Annotated in this window: 10 protein-coding genes and 1 pseudogene; 6 read left to right on the top strand and 5 right to left on the bottom strand. The window is 71.0% G+C overall.

What is annotated here, in order from left to right:
* Positions 1-28 precede the first annotated feature (28 nt).
* Positions 29-592: a hypothetical protein gene (locus tag Vau01_RS12435; protein WP_203991136.1), complete on the top strand. Its 564-nt coding sequence runs from the start codon at positions 29-31 to the stop codon at positions 590-592.
* A gap of 37 nt (positions 593-629) precedes the next feature.
* Here the strand turns inward: Vau01_RS12435 and Vau01_RS12430 are convergent, their stop codons facing one another.
* The 5 genes and pseudogenes from Vau01_RS12430 to Vau01_RS12410 form a co-directional block, all read right to left on the bottom strand.
* Complete coding sequence (locus Vau01_RS12430; protein WP_203991133.1) at positions 630-797, bottom strand: hypothetical protein; 168 nt, start codon at positions 795-797, stop codon at positions 630-632.
* Positions 798-974: 177 nt separating this feature from the next.
* Positions 975-2,143, bottom strand: a pseudogene (locus tag Vau01_RS12425) (tyrosine-type recombinase/integrase); the annotation flags it as partial.
* Between the two features lie 3 nt (positions 2,144-2,146).
* Positions 2,147-2,356, bottom strand: coding sequence for a helix-turn-helix transcriptional regulator (locus Vau01_RS12420; protein ID WP_203991127.1), 210 nt, complete (start codon positions 2,354-2,356; stop codon positions 2,147-2,149).
* Positions 2,353-3,450, bottom strand: coding sequence for a TRM11 family SAM-dependent methyltransferase (locus Vau01_RS12415; protein ID WP_203991124.1), 1,098 nt, complete (start codon positions 3,448-3,450; stop codon positions 2,353-2,355). Before Vau01_RS12415 ends, Vau01_RS12420 begins: the two co-directional genes overlap by 4 nt.
* Positions 3,451-3,532: 82 nt before the next feature.
* Positions 3,533-4,324: a hypothetical protein gene (locus tag Vau01_RS12410; protein ID WP_203991122.1), complete on the bottom strand. Its 792-nt coding sequence runs from the start codon at positions 4,322-4,324 to the stop codon at positions 3,533-3,535.
* Positions 4,325-5,850: 1,526 nt separating this feature from the next.
* Here Vau01_RS12410 and Vau01_RS12405 point away from each other — a divergent pair.
* The 5 genes from Vau01_RS12405 to Vau01_RS12385 form a co-directional block, all read left to right on the top strand.
* A complete protein-coding gene (locus Vau01_RS12405; protein WP_203991120.1) occupies positions 5,851-6,729 on the top strand; it encodes a hypothetical protein in 879 nt (292 codons plus the stop codon).
* Positions 6,730-7,181: 452 nt separating this feature from the next.
* Positions 7,182-7,592, top strand: coding sequence for a pilin (locus Vau01_RS12400; protein ID WP_239151537.1), 411 nt, complete (start codon positions 7,182-7,184; stop codon positions 7,590-7,592).
* A gap of 1 nt (position 7,593) precedes the next feature.
* Complete coding sequence (locus Vau01_RS12395) at positions 7,594-8,979, top strand: TrbL/VirB6 family protein (protein WP_203991118.1); 1,386 nt, start codon at positions 7,594-7,596, stop codon at positions 8,977-8,979.
* A 97-nt stretch (positions 8,980-9,076) separates the two neighbouring features.
* Complete coding sequence (locus Vau01_RS12390; RefSeq protein ID WP_203991116.1) at positions 9,077-10,021, top strand: PrgI family protein; 945 nt, start codon at positions 9,077-9,079, stop codon at positions 10,019-10,021.
* Positions 10,018-11,929, top strand: a 1,912-nt coding sequence (locus Vau01_RS12385; RefSeq protein ID WP_239151536.1) for a VirB4 family type IV secretion system protein, incomplete at its 3' end; no start/stop codon positions are given. The genes Vau01_RS12390 and Vau01_RS12385, both read left to right, overlap by 4 nt.

The raw sequence follows: 11,929 nt of genomic DNA, 5'->3' as shown, positions 1-11,929 counted from the left end.
TCGGTATTGCTGTGGAAGGAGAATCGTGGTGGATCCGCTGTCCCTGACCGCCCTGGGTGGCATGGCCGCCGCTGAGGGCATCAAATTCTTGTACGGTCAAGCCTCCGAGCTGATCAAAGCCTGGCTGGCCCGCCGCAAGGGCGACCAAGGCGAGACCGTCGAAGTGCCCATCGTCGCGAACGACATCCTCGACCGGGCGCCGACCGCCGCCAGCGCGAACGTCGACGTCCTGGCCGAGCAGGAACAACAGCTCCTGCAATTGCTCAGCGCCCTGTCGAACTATGCCAGCGGTTTGGCGCCGATCAAGCTTGGGGATGCCGTCCTGGAGGGCAACGCGGCCCGGCTCCGGTCGATCCTCGAGGCGGTCTACAGCCAGCGCTTCACGTTTCGCGGTGAAAGGCGGGCGCCGACCGGCACCCGCGTCAGGGTCGACCAGGCGATCGATGAGCTACGCGGCATCGCCACCGGCTATCAGGGCGAAATCCCGGCGGGTGGTACGACGGAGGTGATCCAGAAGACCCGCATCGTCGAGGAAGGTGCCGAACTGCGCGGCGTGGTAAACGAGTCCCGGACACCGGTCGATGAGCCCTGATCGATGTGTCAAGCCCCGGGTTTGATGGAGAGTTTGGTTAGCTGGTTTCCAGGGTTGCGGTGACCGGGTAGGCCATCGCGTGTAGCGCCTCGTACTCGGCCGGCGGGACGTGCCGGAGTTCGCCGTGCAGCCGCCGGTTCTTGTACCAGTCGATGTACTGGACGGTGGCCATCTCGCCGCCCACGTCCTGTACATCGAGCCCCACTCCACCTTACGAGAACGCGGCCCAGAGCGTCCCCGACCGGCGATCTGCGCCGAACGGGAGAACGCGAACCAGAGGTAGGGGCATCGGAGTCACGAACGTCAGCGGTGCTTCGAGGGTGGCGAATCGCTGAGTCCGGACGGTACGTCGAAGCCGTCCAGCGTACACGCACCGCTGGCCCGCAGTGTCGGCGCCGAGTTGTTCGAGGATGTCGGAGACGTCCGGGGCGATGACGGGCTTGGCGATGTAGTAGGTGTCAGTGATTTCTTCGCTGGAGTGGCCGAGCTGGGCTGCGGCGCTCTTGGCGTCGGCCTCGTGGTCGATGAGGGTGGCGACGGTTTTGCGGAAGGTGTGCGGGATGACCCATTCGAGGTCGGCGGCGGCGCGGGCTTGGCGCCACTGCCGACGCACATTGTTCGGGGAGAGCCAGGTGCCGCGACGGGAGGCGAAGATCGCGTCGTGGGGGTTGTCGGCGGCGATGAGTTTGCGGGTGAGCAGCATGCCGACGGCGAACCGGGGCAGGACGACGGTGCGGTAGTCGGCGTCGCTTTTCGTCCACTCCTGTCGGAAGAGTCCTTTGCCTTTGATGTGGACCAGGGTGCCGCAGATGGTCAGGGTCGGCCGTGCGGCGGCCAGGGCGAGATCTTCCCAGCGGAGGACGAGGATCTCGCCGATGCGCGCGCCGGTGGCGAGCATGAGGTCGACGATGTCGGCCAGGTCGCCGGTGTGTCGTGGTCCTGGCTTGCCGGGGAGGGGCTGCTGCCACGCGCGGATCGCTGTGCGGACGGCTTGGAGGTCGTCATTGGTGAGGGCGACCACGGTTCGGCGCGGTTTACACAGGCGACCGGTGTTGCGAACAGGGTTGGTCGTCAGGGCGCCGTGACGGACGGCCACGGCGAACATCAGGCCGAGGACGACCTTGACTCCCTTGGCTGCCGACGGCCTGTCCGTGGCGATGCCACGCAGGAGTGTGTCGAGGCGGCCGACGCGGGCTTCTCGGATCCGGAGATTGCCGAGGGCGGGCAGGATCGCGGTGCGCAGGCTGGTCTGGTACCGGTGGATGGTCTGCGGCGCGAGGCGTTCTTCGGCGGTGATCTCCTCGATCCATACCTCGGCGAGTGTGCTGACGTGGGTCTCTCGCGTGATCTCGTCGTCGTTCGGCGTGGTGCGGTCGCGGAGTTTGACCTTCAACGCCGTGACTGCGGCGGCCTCGGTGGTCCCGGTGGCCTCGACGTCGCGGGTCTTGCCGTCGTAGTCGCGGAAGCGGGCTCGGGCGCGGAATCGGCGGGGGGCCGCTTCTCGGTTCGGATCTTGCCCCAGGTACCGATGGGGAGCTCAGGTCGAGCCATCGCTCACCGGTCCGGATCGGTGTGGGCATCGAGCCAGCCGTCGACCTCGCTGCGTCGGTAGCGCAGGGTGTTGCCGACACGGATGCCGCGTGGTCCCTTTCCCCGGCTGTGCCAGGCGTAAAGGGTGTTCTTGGGCTTGCCCAGCCAGTGGGCGACCTGGTCGACGGTCAGCAGCGGATCGGGTTGCCAGGTCTTCTCTGAAGCCTCGGTCATGGCGCCCCGCCCACCGGTGCGTCGGCGCGGCCGCATGGATCGAGGTGTACGTCGTGGTGGTCATCGGTCTCCGTGGTCTTCTGCGCTGCCCTTCTCGTGCGCCGTGGACGCAGCGGCGGGGGAGGATAGTGCGACTCGCGGATTTCCGGCGACTCCTTCGTTTCCGCTGGTCCCGGGCTCGGTGGAGGCGGCGCGCCGGTGAGCACCTGGTCCGCCGGCGGGCCGGGCACCGACCGGCGTTTCGACGGGTGACCGTCGTCCGGGCGGCGCAGGATGGCGACGAAGTCGTGTTGCGGGAGCAGCGCCGGACGGCCCTTGGCCCGGGCCCGGCGGGTGACCGTGAGCTGAAAGAACGAGTGGCGGGCGATGAGCCGGCCGTCGCGGGCGGCGGCGTGGCTGGCCTTGCGGTCCTGGGCGAACTCGAACCCGACGTCGATGCCGGCCTGGACGATCTGCCCGGGTAGATCGTTGAGGAAGTGGTCGCGTCGCCAGGGCCGGGACACGACGGCGACGATCCCGCCGGGGGCGAGCAGCGGCAGGCAGCCGGCCAGCACGGCGGTGATGCCGTCGATGAGTCCGGTCCGCCCACGGTGGGCGAGGTTGGACAGGTCCGGGTTCCCGTACGCGTTGTGGAAGCGGACCAGCTGGCCGCCGCGGTGCTCGACCCGGCCGTGCATGGTGCGCCCGTACGGCGGTGAGGTGAGGACCAGCCGAAACCGGCCGCGCAGGCTCGTGGGGATGCCTCGGGGCAGCCTGGTGGCGTCGGCGGTGATGACCCGGCCGGTGCCGGTGCCACCTTGGCGTCGGGCCAGGGCGATGTTGGCGCGGGCCAGGGCGACCCAGCCGGGTTCGATCTCGACCCCGAAGGCGTGGCGGCCGAGGTGGATGGCCTCGACGTGGGTGGTGCCGACGCCGGCGAGCGGATCGAGGACCCAGTCGCCGGGCTGGGTGTAGTCGGCGATGAGCGCGTGGGCGAGGTCGGGTGCCATCCGGGCCGGGTGGGCACCAGAGCCGGCGACGTATCGGCTGCGTCGCTGGGCGGCCAGGCTGCGTTGGCCGACCATCAACACCGACATCCGCAGGGTTGGATCCACCGACCTAGATGGCGACGGCGATGCGCCGACCACACCGCTGGTGGTCGCCGGGTCAAGTGGCGCGGGCCGCGGGTGGCGGGCGTCAGCCATGGCGGCCTCCCCGGATCACGAACACATACAGGTCGATGTGGAGGACGAGGTCGTCGGCCAGGCGCAGGGTGGCCGGGTCGGTCGGTGCGGCGGGCACGTCGAGTTGGTCGCCGTCGACATCGGCGGTGATCGCGACGATCTGTTCCACCCAGCCGAGCCGGGCCGTGCGGGCGGCGGGGACCAGCTGCCACAGATGGTGGACGTTTGCCGCGGTGACCGGCGGCACCGCGACGATGCTGTATCCGTCGGTGGCGAGCAGGACCCGGCAGGCGGTGAACAGGTCCACCATCGCCTCGATGCCCATCGCCGGACCCGAGCTCGCCGGCCCGGACACGGTGGTGCCGGTGCGTTCGGGAGCAGTGGGCGGCCACGGCAGCATGATCAGCTGGACCGTGCCGGACACGTGGTCGAGGTCGGCCAGCCGGTGGGTAGTGTCGACCGGCAGGTAGCGGCGGCCGCCGGCGCCGGCCGCGCCGGCGACAGCCGGGTCGTGGCCGAGGGACACAATGGTGTCGCCGACCCGGGTGTACAGGCCGACGAGCAGTTGGGCGGTGCGACCGGTCAACCCGTCGGTGTGGTGCTGACCATACGGATCGCCGTCGTCGGCGACCCGCCAGACGGTGATCGGCACCGGTGGATCGCCGGGCACGACATCGATGACGCCATTGGCGATCAGCTGCGACAGGCCGAGCAGATCGTCAACACCTGCCGCGGCGTCGAGGCCAGCGTCGTAGCGGATACGGCCGTCGGGCGCTTCGCGAATGGGTTCCTGCGGTGCAGTCATGGGCGGGTGTGGCTCCCGCGCCGGATGGGCTGTATTCATGCAATCGCATGGCCCATCCGGCCTACGCCCCGCAGCACCCGGCATGGACGCGGCACCCAACCGGCACCCAACCGGCACCCAACCGGCACCCAACCGGCACCCAACCGGGCCGACGCGCACGCCGACCCGCGCATGAGCCGGTTGGCCAACCACGGTACCCAACTGACCCAACCAACCAGCTGGGCCAGTTGGGTATCCCGGCTCGTACCCAACTCACCCAACGGGCTGCAGCCCGTGGCCGGCAAACTGTTGCGCCACGGGGCCGTGGATCATCCGAGCCCGCTGCCCTCCGCAGGCTCAGGTCGGGGTGCCGTGGACGCCGCCGCGATCATCGGTGGCCAACTGGCTCAGCCGACGGGTTACGGCATCGGGAGCGGTCCCGGTCCGGTACCGGTCCGGTCGACGCGGACCGCAGCACCGGTCTCGTTCCCGGTGGGTACCGCGGCCGGGAACCGGTACCGGCGCGGGACCGGTACTCGGCGCCCGGTTCAGGACCGCGGTACCGCGTCGCGCGGGAACCGGAACCGGTGCGTTCCCGGTACCGGTCCCGGCCGGGGGTCGCGAGGACCGGTCAGCGACCGTGGCGGCTGGTGCTGTGACCGGGCGCGGTTCCATGGTTCGCGGGACCGGTCCGGAACTGCGGTACCGGACCGATCCTGGCCCGGGACCGGCGCCGCGAGGGAACGATGCCAACGCATTCCTGGGCCATCGCACGCCCCGGGGTGACCGAACCCCGCACCGGGTGAATTGGTGCCGGGCCTGCGAGCCGGGTCGCGGTCCTGCCCGCCGGAGACGCGGACCGGTGGGCGGCCCCCGGCACGCCGTGCGGTCTCGGCGGTACCGGCGGCCTCGGACCGGTCCCGGTACCCGGGACCGCGTGGCGTGCGGCAGACCGCGCTGCGAGACCACGGGACCGGACCCGTACCGGTACCGGTCCTCGCGACGGTACCGCGAATGGGACCGCCAAGACCGCGGTCCTGACCGCGGCATCGCCGCCATCGTGACCGCGATACCAGTCGACCGGTACCACCGACGCCAAACCCCGCTGCACCGTCCCGACCGCGCAGAACCCGGCCCGGTTCTCGCCCCGGTCGGTGGACGCGGACGGCATCACCCGGGTGGGCCACGCGTCGGCCGTCCGGGAGCCGGGCGAGCCCTGCGGCAGCCGACGGGTCCTGGTTGGGTTGCGGCGTTCCAACTGACCCAACACGCCTGGGTTGACCTGCCGCAAGGGTGTTCCGTCGTCGCGCGCTGCCGACGGTCGCCGGGGCAGGGGAGTGGCGGTGGTTGGGCCGAGGACCAACTCGGGCTGAGCTGCCCGAACCGGCCAACCACGGCACCCGTGCGCGGCCTATTCGGCGGTGTCGACGCCGGTGGGTGCTGGTTGGCCAACCCGTTGGGTCGATGTGCGCCGATGGGTGTCGATACCCTCGCCGCCGGCCCCCGGCGGCTCTCTTTGAAGCCCGACACCCGGGCGGGAGCACACGATGTCGACGATTTCATCGAGGCGGTGGCCCGCATCGCCCCTCGCCGCTGCCGAGCGCGCATTCAAACTGCTGACGCGCGAACCGGCGCCGTTGTCCTTTGACGCCCGCGGGGTGAGCGGGTTGCCGCAGCGGCCGCTGCCGTTGGGCGAACTGCGTCACCTGCTCGTCTCCGACCGCACCTCGCGTCCGGTCCGTGACCGGGTGTGGAAGGACGTGGTGGTCCACGCCCGCCGGGACGGGCCGGCCTGGGTGATCGCCGCGGTCGGCCTCGCCATGCCGGGGTTGCGGCGGGCCGCCGGCCGCCTGGCTGCCGGTTGGCACGGCGACACCAGCGACGTCGACTCGGAACTCCTCGCCGGTTTCTTGGCCCGGTTGCGCACGGTCGATGTGGACGAGCCGCGGATCTGTGGCCGGCTCGTCGACGCTGGGCAGCGTGCGGTCAAAGCCGCCCGCGAGCGGGACGAGGATTTCGACATCGTGCACGTCGGCGGGGCCTGGTCGGTGCCGCCGCACCACCCGTGGGACCATCCGGACTGGGTGCTCGCCCGCGCGGTCGCTCAAGCGGTCATCGATCCGGACGAGTATCTGCTGATCTCGGCTACCCGGCTGGAGGACGTTCCGCTGCGCGTGGTCGCGGACAAGATCGGTGTCAGTGTGCCGCTGGCTGCCGCGTGGCGGCGTAAGGCCGAGCGGCGCCTCGCTGAGGCGATCGGTCTCGGGGAACTGGACTGGGCGCCGCATGTGCTGCCGCAGGAGGCCCGGCGACGCCGCGTCTGCAACGCCGCCGCCAATGGCGTTGCGGCAGCGGGGCCGCCGTCGAGCCGGCCAGTCGGCATTGCCGCCCCGGTGATCCAGCCGCAGCGGGCCCGCTGCCGTTGACACCGGTGACGGCCGACACCGCCTGACCTACCACCGTTGCACCGCTTCGCGGGGCGATGACCCGGCCCGGGGCATCGCCCCGCCTTCGTGCTCTGCGTCCGAACCCGCCGGTCCCCGGCGCCTGTTCAACCGCCACCGGGGCCGACGTGAGTTGGGTCAGTTGGGTCGGTTGGGTGCCTGTCCGCTGGTGAGTGCTGTGTTGGGTACCCAACCGCAGCCCTTGGTGGGCAAGGAATCACCGGAAGGACCGCTCGTGACGGTGCGGCCGGGCTGGTGGTTCCCTGCGCCACCACGGGCAGGGGTTCGGCCGGCAATGAGCCTGTTCGCCCCTATCTCCCTGCTGCTTGTGAAGGAGCACCGCTCCCACGGCCGGCATCCCCTGACTCCTGCGGTGACGCCTCCCATCCGTTCCGGACACGCCCCACCTGCTGGGGCGGGAGGTGCGAGCCACCATGTACCGCAATCCCAACCGCTATACCCGCATCACCGCACTCACCGCGGCCATCCTCCCGGTCGTTGCCGCTGTCATCACCGTTGTACTCGTCGGCATCGGGATCGGCATCGGGTTCGGCGTCGGCATTGGCGCACCCGCGTTCGCCGCCAGCGCCGCCGATCCGCCGACGCCGGCCGTGCATGACCTACCCACGGTGATCAACAACATGACGGTGTGGATCACCGGCATCCTCGCCGCGGTCGCCACCCTGTTCCTGACCATCGGCGGTGCCCGCTATCTGATGGCCGGTGGTGACCCGTCGGAGGTCGAGCGGGCCAAAGGAAGCCTCAAGTCCGCCGGTATCGGCTACGCCCTGGCGCTGCTCGCGCCGGTCATCCTGACCATCCTCAAATCCATCCTGGGCGGCTGACATGGGATGGGCCGTCGACAGCATGCTGCAGGGCCTGGTCCATTGGCTCGCCGAGGTGCTCGTGGCCACCCTCAAAGCATTGTGGGGGCTACTGGAGCAGACGGCGTTCACCAACCCGGACGTGACCCGGCTGCCCCAGGTGGTCGCGATCACCGGACGGTCGCAGATGATCGCCAACGCCGCGTTCGTGTTGGCGATCATCGTGGCCGGGGCGACCGTCATGACCCACGAAACCGTGCAGGTCCGCTACGGCGTCGCAGACCTGCTCCCACGGCTGGCCGTGGGGTTCATCGCCGCGAACTTCGCCACTCCGATCTGCCGAAACCTGATCACGGGCGCCAACACGGTGACCGGGGCGTTGACCGGCGACAGCGTCGCCGCGAAGGACTCCGTCCAGCAGATGGATCGGGTCGTGTCCGACACGCTCTACAACAACAGTGCCGGCTTCATGCTGATCGTCGTCGGCCTGATCATCGCCGTGCTGATCGGGATGCTGCTGGCGACCTTCATCGTCCGCATCGGGCTCCTCATCGTCCTGGTCGGGGTCGCGCCGGTGGCGCTGGCCTGCCACGCGACCCCGTTCACCGACCCGATTGCCAAACTGTGGTGGCGGTCGATGCTCGGCGTGCTGGCCACGGTGACGTTGCAGGCACTGGCGATGCACGTCGCCATGTCGGTGTTCCTGAACCCGAACGCCAACATCAAGGCGTTGGGCATGTACTTCGATCCGACCGGCGTGGGCAATCTGTTCATCGTCGCCTGCCTGCTGTGGGTCGTCGTGAAGATCCCCGCTCTGATGCGTCGCCATGTCACCCGCGGCGGCGGGCCCGGCAACGCCGCGATGTTCCTCAAAATGATCCTCATCCAGGCCGTGACCAAGGTCGCCCGGCTACCGTTCGGTCGCAGCGGGCGAACCGCCGGGCGAACGGCAGCCGCCGGGCGAACTGCAGTCGGCAGTCGCGCGGCGACCGGCCTGCCGCGTCGACTCGACCCTGCCGGCCTGCCCGCTGCCGTGCGTTCGGCTGATGCGGCGCGGCGGACGCTGCCACCGCCGCGGGGCGCCGGCGAGGGACGCGTGGCGCGGGCATGGCCCAGCGGACGCCCGGTGTGGCCGTACACACGGGAGGAACTCGCTGCCGGCGTCGACCCCTACACCCGCACCGTTCCTCGCCCCCCGCCGTCGGCACAACCGGCATCATCACGGCCGACGTCGTCACGGCCACCGATCCGCGCCATCGGGACCACGCCGCCACCACCGCCGGTTGGTGCCCGATCGGTCATCCCGCCCGGCGTTACGCCGGCAACGGCGATGCCGAAGACCCGCCCGGTCCGCCCGCCGGTCACCGGCCCGTGGAACCGTCCACCCCGCCAACAGCGCCAGCCATAACCGGCTGCACATGAATGCCGCCAACCGAAGGCCCGCCGGCAACACCGCCGGCGGGCCAGTCCAAGCCATCACCGCCCCACCCGCAGATGGAGTCCAAGTGGACACTGAAGGTCACGTTCATGCCCGCATTTCCGCCGACGTCGAAGCCCCGGACCGCATCCTGTGGGGTCTGACCGCGCGGCAGGTGGCCATCCTGGCCGCCACCGCCGCCCTCGCCTACGTGCTGTGGCAGGCGATCGGCACCCGGCTGCCGCTACCCGTGTTCGCCGTCGCGGTCATTCCCCTCGCCGGTATCGCCACCGCGTTGGCGGTCGGCCGCCGCGACGGGCTGCCGCTGGATGCCTGGCTGTGGAACGCGATCGGCTACCGGCGGAGCACCCACCGCCACGTCCCGGCAGCCGACGGCATTCACGCCGCACCGGACTGGGCACCGACCGCCGAAGCCCTTCACGGGCCCCGCCCCCAGGTGCTGCGACTGCCCGCCGAGGCGATCAGCGACGACGGCGTCGTCAGCCTCACCGACGGTGCCGCGGTCGTGCTGGTCGCGGCGACCACGGTCAACATCGGCCTGCGCACCGCGGCCGAACAGGCAGCCATGGTCGCCGGCTACGGCCGCTGGCTCAACAGCCTCACCGGCCCGGTCCAGGTCGTGGTCTCCGCGCAGCGGGTCGACCTGACCGGACACGCCCAACGGGTCGCCGACGCCGCGCATAACCTGCCCGATCCGGCCCTCGCCGACGCCGCCCTGGACTACGCCGGCTTCCTTGCCGACATCGCCCAACACCGGGATCCGCTGTGGCGCACCGTCACCATCGCCTGCCGCGCCAGCGGCCCCCACGCCGCGGCGGAAGCAATGCGCCGCGCCGGACACACCGCCACCGCCCTGGCCGCCCTGGGTTCACAGACCCGAGTGCTCGACGGCCCCACCGCCCTAGCCGTGCTGACCGCCGCGGTCGACCCCTACACAGGCGGCGACGCCAGCTGGCCCCGCGCCACCCCGCACACCCCCATCACCGGAGAGCCCTACCCGGAGGAACCATGAGCATCCTGACCAGAAACCGCAAGGCCCGCACCAGCAACCGGGCCGCGACCGAACCCCGGCCCCGCCGGCGAGGCGCCTGGCGCAACGGCTGGCGCAGCGGCTGGCGCACCACCCCGACCGACGAGTCGGCGCGGTCGGCCGCAGAGTCGGCCGCAGAGTTGGCCGCCGTCGTCGGCCCGTCCGCCGTCGACATCGCCCCGCGGCGCCTGAATCTCGGCGACGGCTACGCCGCGGTCACCGCGATGACCGGCTATCCACCGGAGCTCAGCCTGGCCTGGCCGGACATCCTGCTGTCCTGGCCCGGCCGCCTCGACTTCGCCCAGCACATCGAGCCGATCCCCGCCGCGACCGCCGCGAGGAGATTGCGGACCCAACGGGCCCGGCTAGAATCGGCCCGGCGCCTGGACTTCGACAAGGGCCGCCTCGGTGACCCGGCCACCGACGCCGCTGCCGAAGACGCCGCCGACCTCGCCGACCGGGTGGCCCGCGGCTCGGCCCGGCTGTTCCGCGCCGGGCACTACCTGTGCGTGCATGCACCCACCGAAGATGAACTCAGAGAGGCGGTCGCCGAGGTCCGCGCCGCCGCCGCATCGGTGCTGCTGGACACCCAACCGGCGACCTGGCGGCAGATGCAGGGCTGGACCTCCACCCTGCCGCTCGGTGTCGACTCGCTGCGAATGCGGCGGGTGTTCGACACCGACGCCCTCGCCGCCGCGTTCCCCCTTGCCTCCGCCGACCTGCCGGCACCGCTGCCCGGCGACGGCATCCCACCCGGCGGTGTCCTGTACGGGCTCAACACCGCCTCCAACGGGGTGGTGTGGTGGAACCGGTGGGCGCAGGAAAACCACAACTCGGTTGTCCTCGCCCGATCCGGCGCCGGCAAGTCCTACCTCGTCAAATGCGAGGTACTGCGGTCGCTGTACGACCGGATCCAGGTGTCGATCATCGATCCCGAGGACGAATACCTAGGCCTGGCCGACGCAGTCGGCGGCACCGCCATCCAACTCGGCGCCCCCGGGATCCGGATTAACCCGCTCGACATCCCGCCTGGTGACCGCCGCCCAGACGCACTCACCCGACGGGCCCTGTTCCTGCACACCCTGGTGGCGGTGCTGCTCGGGGAGCAACCGCCACCCAGCGAACGGGCCGCCCTCGACAAGGCGATCACCGCCACCTACGCCGCCGCAGGAATCACCAACGACCCGACCACCTGGACGGCGCCGGCACCCCTGCTGCGCGACCTCACCGACACCCTGGAAGCCGCCGCAAAATCAGCCGCCGACCGGGCCAGCAGCACCCTCGCCGCACGCCTGTCGCCATGGACAACGGGATCGTTCAAGAGCCTGTTCGACGGGCCCACCACACTCCGGCCCCGCGGCCACCTGGTGGTGTGGTCCACCCGCCAACTCGCCGACGAACTCCGCGCCCCCGGCATGCTCCTCGCCCTCGACGCCATCTGGCGCGACGTCGACGTGCCCACCAACACCCGCCCAGACGGCACAACACCCGGGCCCGGTGTCGGGTTCGGTGCCGGGTTGGGCGCCCGCCGGCTCGTTGTCGTCGACGAAGCCTGGACCCTGCTCAAAGACGGCGAAGGCGCCAAATTCCTGTACCGGCTGGCCAAAGCCGCCCGCAAACGCCGCGCCGGCGTCGCCGTCGTCACCCAGGACGCCGCCGATCTGCTCGGCTCCGACCTCGGGCAGGCCGTCATCGCCAACGCCGCCACACAGATCCTGATGCGCCAAGCCCCACAGGCCATCGACCGGATCACCGCCACGTTCGCCCTGACCGGCGGCGAAGCCCGGATGCTCCTCGCCGCAGGACGCGGCCAGGCACTCCTCCTCGCCGGGTCCCATCGGGTCGCGTTCCAGACCGTGGCGTCGGCCCGCGAACACCAACTCGCCGCCA

The sequence above is a fragment of the Virgisporangium aurantiacum genome, assembly GCF_016863635.1.
Lineage (GTDB): Bacteria > Actinomycetota > Actinomycetes > Mycobacteriales > Micromonosporaceae > Virgisporangium > Virgisporangium aurantiacum.
This window is presented reverse-complemented; position numbering and strand designations above follow the sequence as displayed.